At 66.7% G+C, this 22,235-nt stretch carries 16 protein-coding genes and 1 pseudogene; 13 read left to right on the top strand and 4 right to left on the bottom strand.

The window, feature by feature from the left end; all coding sequences use genetic code 11:
* Positions 1 to 91 precede the first annotated feature (91 nt).
* Positions 92 to 1,660: a ShlB/FhaC/HecB family hemolysin secretion/activation protein gene (locus WT53_RS27130; RefSeq protein WP_080747706.1), complete on the bottom strand. Its 1,569-nt coding sequence runs from the start codon at positions 1,658 to 1,660 to the stop codon at positions 92 to 94.
* Between the two features lie 549 nt (positions 1,661 to 2,209).
* Here WT53_RS27130 and fdhA point away from each other — a divergent pair.
* Positions 2,210 to 3,406, top strand: coding sequence for a formaldehyde dehydrogenase, glutathione-independent (gene fdhA, locus WT53_RS27135; protein ID WP_034204255.1), 1,197 nt, complete (start codon positions 2,210 to 2,212; stop codon positions 3,404 to 3,406).
* A 309-nt stretch (positions 3,407 to 3,715) separates the two neighbouring features.
* Here fdhA and WT53_RS27140 read toward each other — a convergent pair whose 3' ends face one another.
* Both WT53_RS27140 and WT53_RS27145 read right to left on the bottom strand, forming a co-directional pair.
* Positions 3,716 to 4,474: a hypothetical protein gene (locus tag WT53_RS27140; RefSeq protein WP_060262358.1), complete on the bottom strand. Its 759-nt coding sequence runs from the start codon at positions 4,472 to 4,474 to the stop codon at positions 3,716 to 3,718.
* 202 nt (positions 4,475 to 4,676) lie between these two features.
* Positions 4,677 to 6,098 carry a PLP-dependent aminotransferase family protein gene (locus WT53_RS27145; protein ID WP_034204257.1) on the bottom strand — a complete coding sequence of 474 codons (1,422 nt, stop codon included), beginning with the start codon at positions 6,096 to 6,098 and terminating at the stop codon, positions 4,677 to 4,679.
* A gap of 266 nt (positions 6,099 to 6,364) precedes the next feature.
* Between WT53_RS27145 and WT53_RS27150 the strand changes: the two genes are divergently transcribed.
* Positions 6,365 to 7,777 (top strand): discoidin domain-containing protein, encoded by a 1,413-nt coding sequence (locus tag WT53_RS27150; RefSeq protein WP_034204258.1) that lies wholly within the window; start codon positions 6,365 to 6,367, stop codon positions 7,775 to 7,777.
* Positions 7,778 to 7,835: 58 nt separating this feature from the next.
* Here WT53_RS27150 and WT53_RS27155 read toward each other — a convergent pair whose 3' ends face one another.
* Positions 7,836 to 8,951 (bottom strand): GlxA family transcriptional regulator, encoded by a 1,116-nt coding sequence (locus WT53_RS27155; protein WP_080747627.1) that lies wholly within the window; start codon positions 8,949 to 8,951, stop codon positions 7,836 to 7,838.
* Positions 8,952 to 9,306: 355 nt separating this feature from the next.
* On the opposite strand from WT53_RS27155, the gene WT53_RS27160 reads away from it, so the two are divergent.
* The 11 genes and pseudogenes from WT53_RS27160 to WT53_RS33040 form a co-directional block, all read left to right on the top strand.
* Positions 9,307 to 10,581 carry a serine hydroxymethyltransferase gene (locus tag WT53_RS27160; RefSeq protein WP_034204260.1) on the top strand — a complete coding sequence of 425 codons (1,275 nt, stop codon included), beginning with the start codon at positions 9,307 to 9,309 and terminating at the stop codon, positions 10,579 to 10,581.
* Positions 10,582 to 10,619: 38 nt separating this feature from the next.
* Positions 10,620 to 11,591 carry a dipeptidase gene (locus WT53_RS27165; RefSeq protein ID WP_034204261.1) on the top strand — a complete coding sequence of 324 codons (972 nt, stop codon included), beginning with the start codon at positions 10,620 to 10,622 and terminating at the stop codon, positions 11,589 to 11,591.
* Positions 11,592 to 11,729: 138 nt separating this feature from the next.
* Positions 11,730 to 12,263 carry a DUF5943 domain-containing protein gene (locus WT53_RS27170; protein WP_034204262.1) on the top strand — a complete coding sequence of 178 codons (534 nt, stop codon included), beginning with the start codon at positions 11,730 to 11,732 and terminating at the stop codon, positions 12,261 to 12,263.
* 68 nt (positions 12,264 to 12,331) lie between these two features.
* Positions 12,332 to 14,395: an NADH:flavin oxidoreductase gene (locus tag WT53_RS27175; protein WP_034204263.1), complete on the top strand. Its 2,064-nt coding sequence runs from the start codon at positions 12,332 to 12,334 to the stop codon at positions 14,393 to 14,395.
* A gap of 3 nt (positions 14,396 to 14,398) precedes the next feature.
* Positions 14,399 to 16,324, top strand: a complete 1,926-nt coding sequence (locus tag WT53_RS27180; RefSeq protein ID WP_034204264.1) for a (Fe-S)-binding protein — start codon at positions 14,399 to 14,401, stop codon at positions 16,322 to 16,324.
* Positions 16,325 to 16,328: 4 nt separating this feature from the next.
* Positions 16,329 to 17,498 carry an electron transfer flavoprotein subunit alpha/FixB family protein gene (locus WT53_RS27185; RefSeq protein ID WP_034204265.1) on the top strand — a complete coding sequence of 390 codons (1,170 nt, stop codon included), beginning with the start codon at positions 16,329 to 16,331 and terminating at the stop codon, positions 17,496 to 17,498.
* Positions 17,495 to 18,280, top strand: coding sequence for a drug:proton antiporter (locus WT53_RS27190; RefSeq protein WP_034204266.1), 786 nt, complete (start codon positions 17,495 to 17,497; stop codon positions 18,278 to 18,280). The genes WT53_RS27185 and WT53_RS27190 overlap by 4 nt, the downstream gene beginning before the upstream one ends.
* 53 nt (positions 18,281 to 18,333) lie before the next feature.
* Positions 18,334 to 19,575, top strand: coding sequence for an SRPBCC family protein (locus tag WT53_RS27195; RefSeq protein ID WP_034204267.1), 1,242 nt, complete (start codon positions 18,334 to 18,336; stop codon positions 19,573 to 19,575).
* Positions 19,576 to 19,604: 29 nt separating this feature from the next.
* On the top strand, positions 19,605 to 20,753 hold the full coding sequence (locus tag WT53_RS27200) for a hybrid-cluster NAD(P)-dependent oxidoreductase (protein ID WP_034204268.1): 1,149 nt from the start codon (positions 19,605 to 19,607) through the stop codon (positions 20,751 to 20,753).
* A gap of 134 nt (positions 20,754 to 20,887) precedes the next feature.
* Positions 20,888 to 21,751 carry a glycine betaine ABC transporter substrate-binding protein gene (locus WT53_RS27205; RefSeq protein WP_034204269.1) on the top strand — a complete coding sequence of 288 codons (864 nt, stop codon included), beginning with the start codon at positions 20,888 to 20,890 and terminating at the stop codon, positions 21,749 to 21,751.
* A gap of 227 nt (positions 21,752 to 21,978) precedes the next feature.
* Positions 21,979 to 22,235 (top strand): annotated as a pseudogene (locus WT53_RS33040) (amino acid permease); the annotation flags it as partial.

Genomic DNA, 22,235 nt, shown 5'->3' on the forward strand with positions numbered 1-22,235 from the left:
GCTTTCCGCTTCATGCGGCGGGCAGTCACGCCGCCCGCCGCCCGAATGCCGGCCCGCGGCGCTGCCGGGCTGGCCGTCGGCGCCGGGCGACTCAGAAGTACTGGGTCGCCTGGAGCCAGACACCTGGCGATCGCGTGATCGCGGCCACCTCGTCGGACCTGCCGAGCGGTCGCGAGACCGCGACGTTGACCTGCCGGCTTGCGCCGTACCAGCCGAAGCCGATGCCGGCCGCCGACAATTGCAACGTGTTGCGTTCCCGGTTCCACGGCTGCTTGTTGAGCTGCACGCGTCCCGTATCGACGAAGGTGCTGACTTGCCAGCCCGGCGCGGCGAGGTAGCGCAGCTCCGCGCTGGCTTGCCAGCCCTGGTCGCCGCTGCCCGCGCCGAGCCCGTATGCGCGCACCCCGTACGGGCCGCCGAGGCTGAACTTTTCCGACGAGTCGAGATTGCGCGATGCCAGTTGCGCGCTGAACTGCACGTAGAGCTGAAACCGTGCGGTGAGCGCCTGCAGCCGCAATGCGTTGACGTTCAGCTTGGCGAAGCGGCCGTGGGTTTTCGCGAGCGAATCGAAATCGAGCGGATCGTTGCCGCTCATCCGGCCGATGCCGAACGTCACGGACGCACTGCTGCGGCCGCCGCCGAACCAGTCGTCCTGGTTGCTGCCGCCGATGCTGAACGACCCCATGCGAATGCGCTTCGCGCCGTGCACGTCCAATGCGTCGTAGTCGTCGTGCAGCCGCTTGTTCTCGTAGAGCAGCTGCGCATTGACGTTCGCGCGGCGGCTGCGCAGCAGCGGTTGCGAGACGGATACGCTTTGCACCGATGCGCGGCCGTGATAGTCGAGATCGTCGAAGCTTCCGCCGACCCGGTAACCCATGTCGGAATACGCGACGCCGAGCCGGGTCGACGCGGGGCCGACGGGCAACTGATAGGCCGCGCGGTAATAACGCTGGCGCGAATCGCTGGTGAGCCCGCGCAGCGCGAACCGATCGCCGAGCCGCAGCGGGGCGTCGACGTCGACGCTGCCGGTGGCGCGATAGCGGCCGGTGAGCGGGTCGCCGTAGTTGTCGACATCGAGCGAGCCCGATGCGAACCGGCCGCGTTCGACGTCGACGGCGAGATCGGTCGTGCCGGCTTCCGCACCCGGGCGCAGCGTGCCCTTCGCGATGACGCCCGGCAGGTCGTCGAGCAGCAGCAGGCTGCGCTCGAGCGTGTCGCCCTGCACGGCGTCTCCGGGGCGCAGGCCGGCGAGCGGCCGGCGCAGGACGCCGTCCAGCACGCGCGAGCGGTTGTTCAGTTCGATGGCGCCGTAACGGCCTTCGAGCACGTCGATGCGCACGACGCCGTCGTCGATGTCCTGCCGCGGCAGGTAGGCGCGCGCGAGCACGTAGCCGTGTTCGCGGTAATACGCGGAGATCCGGTCGGCGGCTTGCCGGAGTTCGTCGAAGCTCAGTTCGCGGCCGACGAGGTCCGCGAGAAGCGGCTGCAGCCGTTCGGCGTCGAACGCACGATTGCCGCCGATCGCGAATGCCTGCACCCGTACGCGCGGCCCGGCGTCGTCGCCGGGCGGCGGCGGCTTCGCGTCGGGCGGCGGCGCGATGGCGAGATCGGGCGGCGAGTCGGCAGGCAGGGTGGGGCGTGTGGCCTCGATGTCACGCATCGATTGCCCGGCGCTGGGCGGCAGCGCGTGTGCAATGCCCGGCAGCAACAGCACGGCGCCGATGTACCAGACCGGGAGGCCCGCCCAGTGCGCGATGCAATCGGTGCAGGCGGCGCGATGCCGCGGACGAGACGTGTCGTGTAGCGGGAGCGGCCGCCCGGAGATCGCCGACCCGACGGCGGTATCGGAATCGGCGTGGTGCGGGATGCGGTGGATGGGACGAATTTTCACCCTCGACGAATTGGCGCGCCGATGGCGCGTGGAGCGTCGGGGATACTACGGAGCGTGGCCGCGTATTGATATTGGATGAGTACTAGGCCAACTGCGTTATCGATTTGTCTTGTCAGATTTTGTCGAAAACGGGGCGCGACGTGCGGGATCCGCATGCAGGCGTATCCCGGCGCGCCGATGTCGGCCCGGATCAAACGCGTGTCGCGTTTGAGACATCGGCCCCCCTGCCTCCCGGACTACTCTCGAACAGCACGTTGCGCGTGCGCCGCAAGGGCCGGCGCGCCGCGGCGCCATCCAACGAGACATGGAGACAATACGATGAGCAGCAATCGAGGTGTCGTCTATCTTGGGCCGGGTCAGGTCGAAGTCCAGAAAATCGATTATCCGAAGATGGTCGACCCGAGCGGCCGCGCGATCGGCCACGGCGTGATCCTGAAAGTCGTCAGCACGAACATCTGCGGCTCCGACCAGCACATGGTGCGCGGCCGTACGACCGCGCCGGTCGGCCTCGTGCTCGGTCACGAGATCACCGGCGAAGTGATCGAAGTGGGCCCGGACGTCGAGACGCTGAAGATCGGCGATCTCGTGTCGGTGCCGTTCAACGTCGCGTGCGGGCGCTGCGCGATGTGCAAGGACACGCATACGGGCGTGTGCCTGAACGTCAACCCGTCGCGTGCCGGCGGCGCTTACGGCTACGTCGACATGGGCGGCTGGATCGGCGGCCAGGCCGAGTACGTGCTCGTGCCGTATGCCGATTTCAACCTGCTGAAATTCCCGGATCGCGATCAGGCGATGGCGAAGATCCGCGATCTGACCTGCCTGTCCGACATTCTGCCGACCGGTTATCACGGCGCGGTGAGCGCGGGCGTGAAGCCCGGTTCGACGGTGTACATCGCGGGCGCGGGCCCGGTCGGGATGGCGGCCGCCGCGTCGGCGCGCCTGCTCGGCGCGGCCGTGACGATCGTCGGCGACATGAACGCGGAGCGCCTCGCGCACGCACGGGCGATGGGGTTCGAGACGGTCGACCTGTCGAAGGACGCGTCGCTCGGCGAGCAGATCGCGCAGATCCTCGGCGTGCCGGAGATCGACTGCGCGGTCGATTGCGTCGGCTTCGAGGCGCACGGCCACGGCTCGTCGGGCCATGCGGAGGAAGCGCCCGCGACGGTGCTGAACTCGCTGATGGAAATCACGCGCCCGGCCGGCGCGATCGGCATCCCGGGCCTGTACGTGACGGACGATCCGGGCGCGAAGGACAAGGCCGCGCAGCACGGCAGCCTGAGCATCCGCTTCGGCCTCGGCTGGGCGAAGTCGCATTCGTTCTTCACGGGCCAGACGCCGGTGCTGAAGTACAACCGCAACCTGATGCAGGCGATCCTGTTCGACCGGCTGCCGATCGCGAAGATCGTCAACGTCGAAGTGATTTCGCTCGACCAGGCGCCGGAAGGCTACAAGAAGTTCGACGGCGGCGCGCCGCGCAAATTCGTCATCGACCCGCACGGGTTGCTGGCGGCGTGATGCGCTAGCGTTCGACACGCGCGACACGAAGCGGGCGGTGCCGGAAACGGGCCGCCCGTTTTCATTGCGGGCGCGAAGGTGGGGGAGGCAATGCGGCGAGCGGACGCGCCCCAGATGGCGGCCAGGGTCACGAGCTGCAGCGCATTCATCGCGGACTCCGTTCGGTGGATCGGGCGGCCGGCGTGCGATACGCGCCGGCGCGGGCGAATGATCCATTGAACGTCATGCGTCCGTCGCGACACAAACGAGGTTTTGCGACGGGCGGTTTAGAAAATCGAATCGACGGGCGCGCGGGTCTGGATCGCGCGCTCAGTGGCCGCGATAGAGCTTCGCGATTTCGGCGTTGCTGGCCGCGGCGCGGCGGGCGCGCCCGGTGTGCAGGCTGACGCGGCGGATCGCGCGCGTGCGATGGGCGACGTCGCGGCCGCCTTTCCAGTCGGCCACGCGGACTGCGCCGGTGCGCATGCGGTCGGGCGCGCGCAACGACGGCGCGGCTTGCGCAACCGCCATCCTGCGCGCGGGTTTGCCGGCGAACGGGGCGGCCGGTTGCGGATTGGCTGCCACCCGTGTTTCATCGGTCGAATGAAACGGGTAGACGGGTGCCGGCACGACCGGTATCAATGGCTCGTTCGACGCCTGAAGTACGGCTCCGGTCGCGACAGCGGCCGGCGCAGCGGATCCGCGACAAGCGGGATCGGCCTTGCAGGTCTGGTCGACCGTCACGTAGCCGCCGACCAGCAGCACGAGCGTGAGGATGCTCAGGATCGGCGCGCTCGATGCGCGCGGCCGCTGGACAGCCGCGTTGCGCAGCGCGCGGGCGACGCGCGACGACCATGTATGGAACGACCGCGGCGCATGCGCGGCACGCGCGTCGGCCGGCGTGCGGCGAATCGGTTCGAACGGCCAGTTCCACTGACCGCAGACGGGGCAATGCTCGAGCGCGCGGAATGCCACGAAACCGCATTCGCGGCAGCGGCAGCACGTCGCGTGCCGCGATTCGGCGCGCGCGTTCAGCACGGCACGCCACGCATCGCGCGCGCGGACGCTTCGGTTGGGCAGGACGCGCATGTCAGCGACCGGCGGGCGCCATCGTCGGGTGACACATCGGCGGTCGTCTGGATTCGGTGTTCATTTCATTCTCCATAACATCGGACGCGTGGAACCCGTTCGTCCGCGGCTGCCTGCCGCTTCATTCTTGGTCGTTCGCGCGTGAAACGCAAGGCGCATGTCGCGCGTCGCGTGCCGCACGTTTCGTGCCGCCCGTCTCATGCTAGCCGCCGTGCCGTTGCCGGGACGCGAGCGTGCCGAGCGTCTCCAGCGCGCGCTCGACGGCCGGTGTCCACGGGCGCCCGTAGTTGAGTCGCATATAGCGGCGGAAGCCGCCGGTGGCGGAAAAGATCGGCCCGGGCGCGATGCTGACGCCGCTTTCCATCGCGTCGTCGAACAGGTGCATCGCGTCCATGTGCGGCGGCAATTCGATCCACAGAAAATACCCGCCGCGCGGTGCGAACACTTCGGTGTCGGCCGGAAAATACGCGCGCACGGCCGAGAGCATCTGCGCCTGGTGCGCGGCGAGATTGCGTCGCAGCTTGCGCAGGAAACGATCGTATGCGCCGTCGCGCAGGTAGCTCGAAATCGCCATCTGCGCCGGTACGTCGGCGGCCGGCGCGCTCGCGCCCTTGGCCTGGCGGATCTGCCGCACGAAGCGGCCGGCCGCGACCCAGCCGATCCGGAACCCGGGCGCGAGACATTTCGAGAACGACCCGCAATGCAGGACGAGCCCGCTGTCGTCGTACAGTTTCGCCGGGCGCGTGGGCGCCGTGCCGAACTGCAGTTCGCCGTACACGTCGTCCTCGATCAGCGGCACGCCGCGCGACGCGAGCAGGTCGATCAGCGCGCGCTTGCGCTCGTCGGTCAGCGTTGCACCGGTCGGGTTGTGGAACGACGTCATGAACCAGCACGCCCGCACCGGATGCGTGTCGAGCGCCTCGGCGAGCGCGTCGAGGTCGAGGCCGGTGCGCGGGTCGACCGGAATCTCGACGGCCTTCAGGTGCAGGCACTGGACGGCCTGCAGCACCGCATGGAATGCCGGCCGTTCGATCGCGACGATGTCGCCCGGGCGCGTCAGCGCCTGCAGGCTGAGCGTCAGCGCTTCGGTCGCCCCCGTCGTGATCACGATTTCCTCCAGCGGCAACGACGCGCCCGCGTTCAGATAGCGCAACGCGATCTGGCGGCGCAGCGCTTCGTTACCGGGCGGCAAGCCCGCGAGCAGTTTCGTGCGATCCATGTTGCGGGCGGCCGACGCCACGTAGCGCCACAGGCTGCTCATCGGGAACAGCGAATAGCTCGCGAATGCCGAGCCGAGCGGCACGATGTCGTCGCATTTGAGCGAGTCGAGCAGGCGGAACAGCGCATCGTCGTCGCCGGTTTGCGCGGCGCCCGGCTTGCGCGGAGGATCGCGGCCGAACCGCACGTGCTTGTCCGAGACGTTCGCAACGAAATAACCGGAGCGCGCCCGCGCGACGATCAGGCCCTCGCTTTCGAGCGCGTAGTACGCGCGAAACACCGTGGACGGGCTGACGCGATACGCGCGGCATGCCGCGCGCACGGTGGGAATGCGCGCGCCGGGCGCCAGGTCGCCGCGCCGGATCGCGTCGGCAACCGTCTGCGCCAGCACCGCATAACGCTTCATGCGTGTCCTCCCGGCGTTGGACCCAGATGACAAAGAGTAGTACGGCAGCCGTCACGTGCAAGCGCGCCCTAAATCGCTGATCCGTATGTTTTAAGCGCGCTCTGATCCTTTTCTTTCGTCTGACCAGAAGGCACACTGCCGCAAGTTTTGTTCCCGATGTCCGACCGATACGGAATTCACGCTGCCCGACGGCGGATCCGTGACGCCCGCGCGTGCCGCGCGGGTCCTCGTCAGCGGCGTCCCCACCTTACCCGGAAGCATCCAGCGTGAAATCGAAGACCCTCGTCGCCGGCCTCGTGGCCGGCATCGCCCTCAACCTGTTCAGCGGCGTGGCCGCCGCAGCCTGCGTCAACAATCCCGCCGCCCAGCCGAACGCGACGTTTCCCGCCGCGCTGACCGGCAAGCTGGTCTATCACAGCTACGTCAAGTACGGCGACGGCACGAGCCAGCTTTTCCTCTACGATTTTTCGGTCCATACGCTGACGCAACTCAGCAAGAGCGCGTGGGGCATCACCGATCCGATGAACGGCGTGTTCAGCCCCGACGGCAAGTGGCTCGCGTTCATGGGCATCCGCAACGGCGCATGGAACGTGTTCATGCTGCAGCTCGGCGCCGGCACGCCGCCCGTCAACATGACGAACAGCACGGGTGCCACCCGCAACGAAGACCCGAAGTTCAGCGCGGACGGCAAGACGCTCGTGTTCAAGCAGAACGGCGACGTCAAGCAGGCGACGCTGTCGTACACGAGCGCGGGGCCGGTGTTCACGTCCGTCGTGAGCCTGACGAACGCGCCGGCCGGCGCCGAATACTCGATGCCGTTCCTCGCGCCGGACGCGAGCGCCGTGTACTACGCGACGGGCACCGGCTCGAACATGGGGCTGATGAAGCGTACGATCGCGACCGGTGCGACCGCCGTGTTCGATCGTCCGGCCGGGTTGCAGACGTACTACCCGATCGTGCGTGCGGACGGCATGGTGTACTACGCGCGCTGGAAGGACAGCGGCGGAGCCGACCAGATCTATGCGAAGACGGCCGACCCGGCCTCGACGCCGAGTGCGCTGGCGCTCAACGACTGCATGAGCAACAACTCGGACCCGGCGCCTGTCAGTGGTACGAACTATCTGTTTTTCTCGTCGACGACGGCGGGCGGCTATCAGCTCTACGTCGGCGACGTGACGACCGGCCAGCGCTGGAGCCTGTCGCAGTTCGGCGTGAATGCGGACACGACGAAGGCCAAGCTCGGCGCGAACTACTACGGCGGCCCGGCCGCCAGGCAGTTGACGCTGCTGTCGCAAGGCCGTCCGGCCGCCGCATCGGCGAGCTACGACGCGTCGCTGACGGCCGACAAGGCGTTCGACGGCAACACGACGAGCACGCGCTGGGATTCGCCGGAAGGCGCGGGCGTCGATCCGCAATGGATCTCCGTCGATCTCGGTGCGACGAAGACGATCAGCAGCATCGATCTGTACTGGGATGCGGGCGCGCTCGTCTATCAGATCCAGACGTCGAACGACAACGCGAACTGGACGACGATCTACTCGACCAACAACGGCGTGTCGTACGGGCACGTGACGTTGCCGAACCTGAACGGGCAGGGGCGTTACGTGCGGATGCTCGGCACGAAGCGGGCGACGCAGTGGGGGTACTCGCTCGATGAAATGCAGGTGTGGGGATCGTAAGCGCAAACGGAAAAGCGGCCTTCGAGGCCGCTTTTTTTTGCTTCAGATAGTCCGCGCTTCACGCATGCAGCAGATGCGTCGGAAACGCCGGCCCGGCCGCCGCCGCACCCTGCGCGAGCGGCGCAACCTGCTTGCGGCGCTCGCGGGTCGGCGCGACGCCGAACGCGTCGCGATAGCTCTTGCTGAAATGGCATGCCGACTGGAAGCCGCACGCCATCGTGATGTGCATGATCGACATGTCGGTCTGCAGCAGCAGCTCGCGCGCGCGGCGCAGCCGCAGCGTCAGGTAGTAGTGCGTCGGCGTCATCCCGAGATGCTCGCGGAACAGGCGTTGCAACTGCCGCTGCGACATGTTCGCGAGCCGCGCGAGTTCCTCGCGTGACAGCGGCTCCTCGATGTTGTTCTCCATCAGCGAGATCACTTCGAACAGCGACTTGTTCGCCGAGCCGAGGCGGGCGACGAGCGGCATGCGTTGTTGCGCGCTCGTGTCGCGCACGTGTTCGACGATGAACTGCTCGGCGATCTGCGTGACGCGCGCGGTGCCGACGCGCGCGGCGATCAGGTTCAGCATCATGTCGAGCGGCGCGACGCCGCCCGTGCACGTGATGCGATCGCGGTCGATCACGAACAGTTCCTTCAGGAAGCGCGTATCCGGAAACTCCTCCTTCAGCGCCGACATGTTCTCCCAGTGGATCGCGCACGCGTAGCCCGCGAGCAGCCCCGACTTCGCGAGTGCATAGGTGCCCGTGCACAGGCTGCCGAGCGGCAGCCCCGAGCGCGCGAAGCGGCGCAGCGTCGACAGGTGGGCGGGCGTGGTCGCGCGCTGCACGTCGACGCCGCCGCACACGAACACGATGTCGGGCTGCCCCACGCATTCGGCCGGCCCCGTGTCGACCGTGAGGCCGTTGCTCGCCGTGACCGGGCCGCCGTCCGGGCTGATCACCGACCAGCGGTAGAGCGGCTGGCCGCTCAGATAATTCGCCATCCGAAGCACCTCGATCGCATTGGTGAACGCGATCATCGTGAAGTTCGGTAAAGGCATGAACGCGAAGTGGGACAGCGACGCTGTGCGGTCGGGCGACATGGGGAGCGTTCCTTGAATCTCTAATAGCTTTTGGCCCGGGGCACGAATCGGGCTGCGGTATTGTGTGAGCGAGTGCAACAAGCGTGCCATACGGCTAAACCCTAGCTCCATACGTTGTCTGGGCATCGGGCCGTTGCTGCACTGCACCGTATCCGGGAGAAGCCGCACGCGAACGTGCGGCAAACGCACTGCCGGTGTGCGTGTCCATAGGTGAATCGCTCGCACCGTTTCGGGCGGTCGCCCCGAAAAGCACGACCGGTCACTTGTATAAAACGGACGCGCATGGCGGAAAAGGCAAAGAACGCGTCTAAATTCATCAATCCGCCGAAAATCCGAACGACAAGAATAGAGCCGTCGGCAGCCTTGCACTGGACGCGCGGGAACCCCAGGCACGGCGGCCCTTGAGCTTCGGTTGCAGCCCTTCATTCTTCGTCACGGACGCACTATGTCGAATACCCAGCCTTTCTTCTCGCAGCCCCTTGCCGAGCGCGACGCGCCGGTGCGCAGCGCCATCCTGAAGGAACTCGAGCGTCAGCAGTCGCAGGTCGAGTTGATCGCGTCGGAAAACATCGTGTCGCGCGCCGTGCTCGAGGCGCAGGGCTCGGTGCTGACCAACAAGTATGCGGAAGGCTATCCCGGCAAGCGCTACTACGGCGGCTGCGAATTCGCGGACGAAGTCGAGGCGCTCGCGATCGAACGCGTGAAGCAGATCTTCAACGCCGGCTATGCGAACGTGCAGCCGCACTCGGGCGCGCAGGCGAACGGTTCGGTGATGCTCGCGCTGGCCAAGCCGGGTGACACGGTGCTCGGCATGTCGCTCGACGCGGGCGGCCACCTGACGCACGGCGCGAAGCCGGCGCTGTCGGGCAAGTGGTTCAACGCCGTCCAGTACGGCGTGAATCGCGACACGCTGCGCATCGATTACGACCAGGTCGAGGCGCTCGCCCACGAGCACAAGCCGAGCCTCATCATCGCCGGCTTCTCGGCGTACCCGCGCGCGCTCGACTTCGCGCGCTTTCGCGCGATCGCCGACAGCGTCGGCGCGAAGCTGATGGTCGACATGGCGCACATCGCGGGCGTGATCGCCGCGGGCCGCCATGCGAACCCGGTCGAGCACGCGCACGTCGTCACGTCGACCACGCACAAGACGCTGCGCGGCCCGCGCGGCGGCTTCGTGCTGACCAACGACGAGGAGATCGCGAAGAAGATCAACTCGGCCGTGTTCCCCGGCCTGCAGGGCGGCCCGCTGATGCACGTGATCGCCGGCAAGGCGGTGGCGTTCGGCGAAGTGCTGCATGCGGACTTCAAGACCTACATCGACAACGTGCTCGCGAACGCACAGGCGCTCGGCGAAGTGCTGAAGGCCGGCGGCGTCGATCTCGTCACGGGCGGCACCGACAATCACCTGCTGCTGGTCGACCTGCGCCCGAAGGGCCTGAAGGGCGCGCCGGTCGAGCAGGCGCTGGAACGCGCGGGCATCACCTGCAACAAGAACGGCATCCCGTTCGACACCGAGAAGCCGACCGTCACGTCGGGCATCCGTCTCGGCACGCCGGCGGGCACGACGCGCGGCTTCGGCGTCGCGGAGTTCCGCGAGATCGGCCGCCTGATCCTCGAAGTGTTCGACGCGCTGCGTGCGAACCCGGAAGGCGATCCCGCCACTGAACAGCGCGTGCGCCGCGAGATCTTCGCGCTCTGCGAGCGCTTCCCGATCTATTGATCGACCCCACCAGAACAGTCACACGAGCGAGAGCAGATATGAGCACGCTGCATCAGGACAGCATCATCATCGACGGACTGAACATCTCGAAGTTCGAGAAGCCGGTGTTCGAGGACATGCGAAAGGGCGGCATCACGGCCGCGAACTGCACGGTGTCGGTGTGGGAAAACTTCGCCAAGACCGTCGACAACATCGGCGTGATGAAGAAGAAGATCCGCGACAACGGCGAGCTGCTGACGCTCGTGCGCACGACGGACGACATCTTCCGCGCGAAGAAGGAAGGCAAGACCGGCATCATCCTCGGCTTCCAGAACGCGCATGCGTTCGAGGACAACCTCGGCTACATCGAGGCGTTCGCCGACATGGGCGTGCGCGTCGTGCAGCTCTGCTACAACACGCAGAACCTGGTCGGCACCGGCTGCTACGAGCGCGACGGCGGGCTGTCGGACTTCGGCCGCGAAGTGATCACCGAGATGAACCGCGTCGGCATCATGGTCGACCTGTCGCATGTGGGCGGCAACACGTCGTCGGAAGCGATCGCATTCTCGAAGAAGCCGGTGTGCTACTCGCACTGCCTGCCGTCGGGCCTGAAGGAGCATCCGCGCAACAAGAGCGACGCGCAGCTGAAGGAGATCGCCGATGCGGGCGGCTTCGTCGGCGTGACGATGTTCGCGCCGTTCCTGAAGCGCGGGATCGAAGCGAACATCGACGACTACATCGAGGCGATCGACTACGTCGTGAACCTGATTGGCGAAGACGCGGTGGGCATCGGCACGGACTTCACGCAGGACTATGCGAAGGAGTTCTTCGACATGCTCACGCACGACAAGGGCCGCTATCGCCAACTGACGAACTTCGGCAAGGTGATCAACCCGGAAGGTATCCGTACGATCGGCGAATTCCCGAACCTGACCGCCGCGATGGAGCGCCACGGCTGGAAGGAATCGCGGATCCGCAAGATCATGGGCGAGAACTGGGTGCGCGTGTTCAAGGACGTGTGGGGCGCGTAAGCGCCACGCCCGCCGAACCGCTCCCCGCGTTTCAACATAAAAAAATCGGGACGTGCCCGCGCTTGCCGCGCGGGCACGCGGACGATGTCGCGCCTGCGCACTGAGCCGCGCGGCCAATTTCCTCACGGAGTCACCACGATGCAACCGCAACTGCCGATCAACGTCGATCCCGATACCGGCGTCTGGACCACCGACGCGCTGCCGATGCTGTACGTGCCGCGCCACTTCTTCACGAACAACCACGTCGCCGTCGAGGAAGCGCTCGGCGTCGAAGCGTATGCCGAGATCCTCTACAAGGCCGGCTACAAGTCCGCTTACCACTGGTGCGACAAGGAAGCGAAGCTGCACGGCCTGACCGGCATGGCCGTGTTCGAGCACTACCTGAAGCGCCTGTCGCAACGCGGCTGGGGCCTGTTCTCGATCATCGAGGCCGATCCGGCCAGCGCCCGCGCGAAGATCGAACTGCGCCACTCGTCGTTCGTGCTCCAGCAACCGGGCAAGGAAGGCAAGCTCTGCTACATGTTCGCCGGCTGGTTCGCGGGCGCGATGGACTGGGTCAACGACACGACGCCGGAAGGCAAGAACGCGCCGCGCGCGCAATCGAAAGAAGTGCAGTGCGCGGCCGAGCATCACGACCACTGCGTCTTCGAAGTGTCGCCGCTCGCGCACTGACGCACCGATGCACTGAAACATATAAACACCCGCAACACGAGACATTCGAACGCCAGAGGTCGCCTGCGATGCGTTATCCCCACCTGTTCAAACCCATGCAGCTGAACCAGCTGACGCTGCGCAACCGGATCGTCAGCACCGCGCACGCGGAGGTGTATGCCGAGCCGGGCGGCCTGCCGGGCGACCGCTACATCCGCTACTACGAAGAAAAGGCGAAGGGTGGCGTCGGCCTGGCCATCTGCGGCGGTTCGAGCCCGGTCTCGATCGACAGCCCGCAAGGCTGGTGGAAATCGGTGAACCTGTCGAACGACAAGATCATCGACCCGCTCACGCGCCTGGCCGACACGATGCACAAGCACGGCGCGAAGATCATGATCCAAGCGACGCACATGGGCCGCCGCTCGTCGTTCCACGGCGAGCACTGGCCGCACCTGATGTCGCCGTCGGGCGTGCGCGAGCCCGTGCACCGCGGCAACGCGAAGATCATCGAGATCGAGGAAATCCGCCGCATCATCGGCGATTTCGCGGCGGCCGCGAAGCGCGTGAAGGCGGCCGGCATGGACGGCATCGAAATCTCCGCCGCGCACCAGCACCTGATCGACCAGTTCTGGAGCAAGCGTTCGAACCATCGCACCGACGAATGGGGCGGCAGCCTCGAAAACCGCCTGCGCTTCGGCATCGAAGTGCTGACGGCCGTGCGCGAGGCGGTCGGCAAGGACTTCTGCGTCGGCCTGCGCATGTGCGGCGACGAATTCCACGAGGACGGCCTCGATCACGAAGCGCTGAAGGAAATCGCGCAGGCGATGTCGGAGACGGGCCTGATCGACTACCTGAGCGTGGTCGGCTCGGGCGGCGACACGCACAACACGATCGCGAACTGCATGCCGCCGATGGCGTTGCCGCCGGAGCCGTTCGTGCATCTCGCGGCCGGCATCAAGTCGGTCGTGAAGATCCCGGTGATGCACGCGCAGAGCATCCGCGACGCGGGCCAGGCCGAGCGCCTGCTCGCGAACGGCATGATCGACCTGGTCGGCATGACGCGCGCGCAGATCGCCGATCCGCACATGGTGATCAAGATCCGCGACGGCCGCGAGGACGAAATCAAGCAGTGCGTCGGCGCGAACTACTGCATCGACCGCCAGTACAACGGCCTCGACGTGCTGTGCATCCAGAACGCGGCGACGTCGCGCGAAGCGACGATGCCGCACATCATCGAGAAGTCGCGCGGTCCGAAGCGCAAGGTCGTGGTGGTCGGCGCCGGCCCCGCGGGCCTCGAGGCGGCGCGCGTCGCGAAGCTGCGCGGCCACGACGTCGTGCTGTTCGAGAAGAACGCGGAAGTGGGCGGCCAGGTGATGATCGCCGCGAAGGCGCCGCAGCGCGAGCAGATGTCGGGGATCATCCGTTGGTTCGACATGGAAACGAAGCGTCTGGGCGTCGACCGGCGTCTCGGCGTGGCCGCCGACGAGAAGACGATCATGGCCGAGAAGCCGGACATCGTCGTGCTCGCGACGGGCGGCTCGAGCTTCACGTGGCAGGTGCCGGCGTGGGGCGTGGCCGAAGGCCTCGCCGTCAGCTCGTGGGACATCCTGGCCGGCAAGGTCGAGCCGAAGCAGAACGTGCTGCTGTTCGACGGCGTGAGCACGCATGCGGGCGCGGGCGTGGCCGATTTCATGGCGAGCCGCGGTTCGAAGGTCGAGGTCGTCACGCCGGACGTGAAGGTGGCCGACGACTGCGGCGGCACGACGTTCCCGATCTTCTATCGCCGGCTGTACGCATTCGGCGTGATTCCGACGCCGAACACGATGCTCGATCGCGTCTATGAAGAGAACGGCAAGATGATCGCCGTGCTGCGCAACGAGTACACGGAAGAGCTGGAAGAGCGCGCGGTCGACCAGGTGGTGATCGAGAACGGTTCGTCGCCGAACGACGAACTGTACTGGAAGCTCAAGCCGGAGTCGGTGAACCGCGGCCAGATCGATCCGCACACGCTGTTCGCGGCCGAGCCGCAGCCGTGCCTGTCGGAAGAACTCGGCAACGGCCGTTTCCTGCTGTTCCGTGTCGGCGACTGCATTTCGATGCACAACGTCCACGGGGCCATCTACGACTCGCTGCGTCTCGTGAAGGATTTCTGAAAGATGAACCCGTCCTTCCTCATTACTGCCCTGTTGTGGCTGTCGGTGGCGGGGCTCGCGTTCGCGGTCGCGAAGCGCTCGTCATACTGGCGTCTGGGCCGCGCCACGGCGCCGGGCGCGTTCGGCGTCGCGAACCTGTTCGCGATTCCGAAGCGTTATTTCGTCGACCTGCACCACGTGGTCGCCCGCGATCCGTACATCGCGAAGACCCACGTCGCGACCGCCGGCGGCGCGATCGGCGCGCTCGCGCTGGTGTTCGTCAACTACGGCCTCGCGATCTACTCGCCGTGGCTCGACAAGCTGATCTTCCTCGCGGCGCTCGCGATGCTGGTCGGCGCGGTGTTCGTGTGGCGTCGACGCGCGGCGAAGGACGTGCCGGCGCGCCTGTCGCGCGGCCCGTGGAATACGCTGCCCTGGCTGCTCGGTTCGTTCGCGCTCGGCCTCGTGCTGTTCATGCTGGTGCCGACCGGCGCGATGTCGGGGGCGTTCGCGGTGCTCTGCGCGCTGCTGATCGGCATCGGCGCGTTCACGATGACGATCGGTGCTGCGAAGGGCGGCCCGATGAAGCATGCGATCGCCGGCCTGCTGCACCTCGCGTTCCACCCGCGCCAGGAGCGTTTCGCCGCGACGCGCGAATCGTTCACCGGCAACGGCACGGCCACGCCGCCGACCGCGCTGAAGCTGCCGGACATCGAGCATCAGGAGTACGGCGTCGCGAAGCCGGTCGAATTCCGCTGGAACCAGCTGCTGAGCTTCGACGCCTGCGTGCAGTGCGGCAAGTGCGAAGCCGCGTGCCCCGCGTTCGCGTCGGGCCAGCCGCTCAATCCGAAGAAGCTGATCCAGGATCTCGTGGTCGGGATGGCCGGCGGCACCGATGCGGCGTACGCGGGCAGCCCGTCGCCGGGCATCCCGGTCGGCCAGCATCGCGGCGAGCCGAACGGCCCGATCGTGTCGGGCCTGATCGAGGAGCAGACGCTGTGGTCGTGCACGACCTGCCGCGCATGCGTGCAGGAGTGCCCGATGCTGATCGAGCACGTCGACGCGATCGTCGACATGCGCCGCAACCGCACGCTCGTGCACGGCACGGTGCCGGGCAAGGGCCAGGAAGTGCTCGCGAACCTGCGCGAGACGGGCACGATGGGCGGCTACGACACCGCCGCACGTTACGACTGGTCGGTGGACCTGAGCGCGCCCGTCGCGCAACCCGGCAAGCCGGTCGACGTGCTGTTCGTCGCGGGCGAAGGCGCGTTCGACATGCGCTATCAGCGTACGCTGCGTGCGTTCGTGAAGGTGCTGAACAAGGCGGGCGTCGACTACGCCGTGCTCGGCCCGACCGAGACCGACACGGGCGACGTTGCCCGCCGGCTCGGCGACGAAGCGACGTTCCAGCAAATGGCGAAGCGCCTGATCGGCACGCTCGGCACGCTGTCGTACAAGCAGATCGTGACGGCCGACCCGCACGTGATGCACAGCCTGCGCAACGAATACCGTGCGCTCGGGCTGCGCGTGACGGTCAAGCATCACACGACCTATCTGGCCGAACTGGCCGACAGCGGCAAGATCGCGCCGAAGGCCGTCGAGGCGCTGCAGGAGAAACGCACGACCTATCACGACCCGTGCTACCTCGGCCGCTACAACGGCGAGACCGAAGCGCCGCGCAAGCTGCTGAAGACGATCGGCATCCAGGTCGTCGAGATGGAGCGCAACGGCATGCGCGGCCGCTGCTGCGGCGGTGGCGGCGGAGCGCCGCTGACCGACATCCCGGGCAAGCAACGCATCCCGGACATCCGCATCGCCGACGCGCGCACGATCGGCGCGGACGTGGTCGCGGTCGCGTGCCCGAACTGCACGGCCATGCTCGAAGGCGTCGTGGGCCCGCGCCCCGACGTGCTCGACGTCGCCGAACTCGTCGCCGCCTCGCTGGAGTGAATCGATGAATACGATCAAACGAATCGATCCGCGCCGGCCGTTCGTCATCACGGCCGCCGGCCTGAAGCGCATCACGCTCGGCGAGGAAGGCAGCGCCGATGCGAACGCCGCGCAGTGGTCCGCGCACGGTCATGGCGCCGCGGCCGCGAAGCCGCGCCGCGCGCTGCAGGACCCGAAGCACGTGATGCTGGTGGTCGCGCATAGCGAACGCGGCGCGCTCGACGACCATTCGCGGCAGGCGATCGCCGCCGCGGCCGTGCTCGCCGATGCGCAAACCGAAGTCGCGCTGCTCGCGTTCGGCGAACTGAAGGACGACGTGGCCGAACTCGGCGTCGACAAGCTGCTCGAGCTGGCCGGCTTCGAACGCCGCGCGTTCGATCCCGAAAGCGAATTGCAAGCATTGCAGGCCTGCGTGGCCGCGCTCGCGCCGAAACACGTGTTCGTGCCCGACAACGCGACGGGCGACGGCGATCTCGGCCGGCGTTACGCGGCGGCCGCCGGCGCGAGCGTCGCGACTCACGTCGTCGAAATCGACGCGAAGCATGTCGGCGCGTATGCCCAGGCGGGACGTGCGTTTGCCACCCGCGCGCTGCCCGACGTGATCCTGCTCGCGCAGAACGCGGTCGAAGCGAAGCTGCCGTTCGTCGGCGCGGGCGAACGCGTCGCCGCCGATTTCATCCGCCCGGCGCGCGATGCCGCGCAGCCGTATCGCGATCTCGGTCTCGACGAAATCGACGCGGCCCAGGTCGCGCTCGAGGAAGCCGATTTCATCGTGTCGGCCGGCAACGGCGTGTCCGACATCGGCGCGTTCGAGCGGCTGGCCGGCGTGTTCGGCGCGGCGATCGGCGCGAGCCGCGTCGCGGTCGACAACGGCCACTTCACGCGCGACAAGCAGGTCGGCGCGACCGGCAAGACGGTCGAGGCGAGCGTGTACATCGCGTTCGGCATCTCCGGCGCGGTGCAGCACCTGCAGGGGATCAAGGACTGCCGCCACGTGATCGCGGTGAACCTCGACGGCAGCGCGCCGATCGCGAAGCGCGCGAACCTGACGGTGGTCGGCGACGCGCAGGCGACGATCGCCGCGCTGATCGAACAGGTCCAGGCCGCGCGGGCCGCGCGCGGCGAATCGCCGGCCGCGGTCGGTACCCGTGAACCCGAAGGAGTCGCCGCATGAACGCCCCTCGCCCCTTGCAACGCATCGCGGTGCTCGTGTCCGTCGGCCGGCACCCGGTCAGCGGCGTCGCGCGCTACAGCCGCAACGATGCGGCCGCGCTCGAAACCGGCCGCCAACTCGCGGACAAGCATCGCGCGACGCTCGACGTGATCCATGCAGGCGACCCCGCGAATGCGGCGCTTGCCGACTATCTGGCGCTCGGTGCGCGGGAGGTCGAAGTGCTGGCCTGCCGCGACGGCGACGACGCCGTGCACGCACTCGCCGCGCGTGTCGACGGCTACGACCTCGTGCTGACCGGCACGCGCGCCGAGGGCGCGTACGACACCGGGATGCTGCCGTACCGTGTCGCCGCGGCGCTCGGCTATCCGCTCGTCGGCTCGGCCGTCGACGTGACGGTCGAAGGCGGTCGCGCGGCGGTTCGGCAATTTTTGCCGAAAGGGCTGCGGCGGCGTGTCGACGCGGCGCTGCCGGCCGTCGTCGCCGTGCATCCGCTCGCCGGCGTCGAGCCGCGCTATGCGTATGCGCGGCTGCGCGCCGGCGCGATTCGGCCCGCGCTCGCGGCGCCCGGTGCGGACGCCGACGCGGCCGCGTGGACGGTCGGCCCGGTCGAGCGTAAGCCCGTCAAGCTGGTCGCCGCCGAGAAGCGCTCCGGGCATGCCCGGATGCTGTCCGCGACGACGACCGAAAGCCGCGGCGGCAACGTCGTAAATGAAGGGAGTTCGGTCGAAAAAGCACAAGTGATCCTCGCGTATTTGCGCGAGCATCAGCTCATCGACTACTGATTTTGATGCCTGTCGGCAAGAAACCCAGGGATGCAAGGAATCCGGAGCAAACGATGAAAGTATCGGCAGACATTCGTGCATTGATCGAGCGGCGCAAGGAAGGGCACAGCCTCGACGCACCGTTCTACACGAGCGAGGACATCTTCGCGCTCGACATGGAGGCGATTTTCCGCCAGCACTGGATCCAGGTGGCGATCGAACCGGACATTCCCGAGCCGGGCGATTACGTGACCGTGCAGTTGGGCAGCGATTCGATTCTGATCGTGCGCGACGACGACATGGCGATCCGCGCGTTCCACAACGTGTGCCGTCACCGCGGCGCGCGCCTGTGCAACGAAGACAAAGGCTCGGTCGGCAACATCGTGTGCCCGTACCACAGCTGGACCTACAACCTGACGGGCCAGCTGATGTTCGCCGAGCACATGGGCGAGAAGTTCGACCGGTGCAAGCACAGCCTGAAGTCGGTGCACGTCGAGAACCTCGCGGGCCTGATCTTCATCTGCCTCGCCGACGAGCCGCCGGTCGATTTCGCGCAGATGCGGGCCGAGATGGAGCCGTACCTGCTGCCGCACGACCTGCCGAACACGAAGATCGCCGCGCAGATCGACATCATCGAGGAAGGCAACTGGAAGCTCACGATGGAGAACAACCGCGAGTGCTATCACTGCGTCGCGAACCATCCGGAGCTGACGATCTCGCTGTACGAATACGGCTTCGGCTACCAGCGCTCCGACGCGAACGCCGAAGGCATGGACGCATTCGCCGAAACCTGCGTGCGGCGCGGCAAGGAGTGGGCCGAGATGGGCCTGCCGTCCGCCGAAATCGAAAAGCTGCTCGACGTGACGGGTTTCCGCACGCAACGCCTGCCGCTGGACCGCGACGGCGAATCGCAGACGCTCGACGCGAAGGTCGCGTCGAAGAAGTTGCTCGGCGGTTTCGACAGGGCCGATCTCGGCGGGCTGTCGTTCTGGACCCAGCCGAATTCGTGGCACCACTTCATGAGCGATCACATCGTGACGTTCTCGGTGATTCCGCTGTCGGCCGGCAAGACGCTCGTGCGCACGAAGTGGCTCGTGCACAAGGACGCGAAGGAAGGCATCGACTACGACGTGAAGAACCTCACGGCCGTGTGGAACGCGACCAACGACCAGGATCGCGCGCTCGTCGAATTCTCGCAGCGCGGCGCGAACAGCAGCGCGTACGAGCCGGGCCCGTATTCGCCGTACACGGAAGGTCTCGTCGAAAAATTCTCGGCCTGGTACATCGGCCGGCTCGCCGAAAAAACCGGCGCGTAGTACTTAGCAGCGTATAAGCGGAGCAAGACATGATGCGAGATGCGGCCAATTTCGAGCCGGCGGACAGCCGGGTGACGCACCCGGCCTTCTGGAACGCGCTGCCCGAGCGCTGGACGAGCGACGTCGAGGAAACGCTGGTGTGCTGCCACGTGCGGCAGGAAACCCACGACGTGAAGAGCTTCTTCTTCCGTTCGCCGCAGGGCCGCACGTTCTCGTTCGAGCCCGGGCAGTTCATCACGCTCGAGCTCGACATCGACGGCGAGACGATCAACCGCTGCTACACGATTTCGTCGTCGCCGGCGCGGCCGCACACGATCTCGATCACGGTGAAGCGCGTGCCGGGCGGCAAGGTGTCGAACTGGCTGCACGACAACCTGCAGCCGGGCGCGTCGGTGCGCGTGCTCGGCCCGGCCGGCGAATTCACGTGCGCGCGGCATCCGGCGCGCAAGTACCTGTTCCTGTCGGCCGGCTCGGGCATCACGCCGCTGATGTCGATGAGCCGCGCGCACCACGATCTCGCGGAAGATCGCGACATCCTGTTCGTGCACAGCGCACGCACACCGGACGACATCATCTTCGCGCGCGAACTCGACCTGATCGCGTCGAACCACACGAATTTCCGCACGTCGTTCGTCGTCGAGCGCGTCGGCGCGCGCACCAACTGGCCGGGCGTCACGGGCTTCCTGACGCTGCCGCTGCTGAAGCTGATCGCGCCGGATTTCATGGAACGCGAGATCTTCACGTGCGGCCCCGCGCCGTACATGAAGGCCGTGCGCGACCTGCTCGACGAAGCCGGCTTCGATCGCAAGCAGTATCACGAGGAAAGCTTCTCGTTCGAGACGCTCGCGCAGACGGCGAGCGACGAGCTGCTCGCCGATCTCGCGCCGCCGGTCGAAGGCGGCGATGCCGGCACGAAGCAGTACACGGTCAGCTTCGCGAAGAGCAACCGCGAGATCTCGTGCGGCTCGGAGCAGCACGTGCTCGACGCGGCGCGCCAGTCGGGCGTGCGGCTGCCGGCATCGTGCACGCAGGGCATGTGCGGCACCTGCAAGGTGAAGCTGGTGTCGGGGCAGGTCGACATGAAGCACAACGGCGGCATCCGCCAGCGCGAGATCGACCAGGGGATGGTGCTGCTGTGCTGCAGCAAGCCGCTGTCGGATCTCGTGATCGACAAGTAGTCGAGACTCGCCATCGGTTGTCCGGGTGCGTCGCATCCGGACAAGCATCCGTCGGAAAACAACGATACCGCGGATTTGTGGTTGAAGAACCTAGAGAGACAACGCGCACGGTGCGCAGACCAAGGAGATCGACCATGAAGCTGTTCGGAAAACTGTTGTGGACCGGCACCCTGTCGGCGATGGTGGCATTGAGCGCATCGGCGCTCGCCGATACGAAGCCGACGCTGAAAATCGGCTACGTCGAAGGCTGGGACGACAGCGTCGCGACGTCGAACGTCGCGGCCCGCGTCATCGAGAAGAAGCTCGGCTACGAGGTGAAGCTCGTGCCGGTGGCGGCCGGGATCATGTGGCAGGGCGTCGCGCGCGGCGATCTCGATGCGACGCTGTCCGCGTGGCTGCCGGTCACGCACGGCTCGTACTGGGACGAGTACAAGGCCAAGGTCGTCGACCTCGGCGCGAATTTTCCCGATGCGAAGATCGGCCTGATCGTGCCCGCGTACGTGAAGGCGAAGAGCATCGACGACCTCAATGCGGAGAAGGGCAGCTTCGGCGGCCGGATCGTCGGCATCGATGCGGGCGCCGGCGTGATGCGCAAGACCGACGACGCGATCAAGAGCTACGGGCTGAACTACACGCTGATGCCGAGCTCGGGCAGCGCGATGACGGCCGAGCTGTCGCGTTCGGTCAATGCGAACAAGCCGGTCATCGTGACGGGCTGGGCGCCGCACTGGATGTTCGCGAAGTGGAAGCTGCGCTTCCTCGAGGATCCGAAGAAGGTGTTCGGCGGCGCCGAGCACGTCGACAGCGTCGTGAATCCGGGACTCGAAACCAAGGCGAAGCCGGTCGTCGCGTTCCTGAAGAAATTCCAGTGGAAGCCGGGTGAAATCGACAGCGTGATGCTCGCGATCCAGAACGGCTCGAAGCCGGAAGCGGCCGCGGATGCGTGGATTGCGGCGCATGCCGACCGCGTGAATTCGTGGACGGAAGGCGCGCAGTAAGCACCATGGAATAGGTAGTCCGAATCATCATAAAAACACGCCGGGAATGGCATGCAGGAATCCGAAATAATCAGGATGTCATGCGGCCATATCCCGGAATTCTTTTGCGGATTCTGCAAAAAAGCGCGTAAGTTGTTACACTAGCGCCCTTGCGTGGAGTCATCACAGCTTTGCATGGGACCAGAGTAAGCGCCAAAGCGCTGACACTGATCGACAGGAGGAATTGGATGAGTCAAGCAGGACTGCGTGCGAATCGCACCAGTGATGTCGAGGCAACCATCTCACATGATTCGACGGGCCACACGCTGCATCGTGGCCTGACCTGGAAAGACGCTTTTTGGGTAACGAGCGGCGTGCCGGCAGGCGTGCTGTTCACGATCGGCGGCGTATGCGCGACGATTGGCCAGCCCGCGTGGGCGATCTGGATCGCCGCGATCACGATGGGCCTGATTCAAAGCGCGACTTATGCGGAAATATCGGGGCT

Source organism: Burkholderia sp. MSMB2157WGS (genome assembly GCF_001532755.1).
GTDB lineage: Bacteria > Pseudomonadota > Gammaproteobacteria > Burkholderiales > Burkholderiaceae > Burkholderia.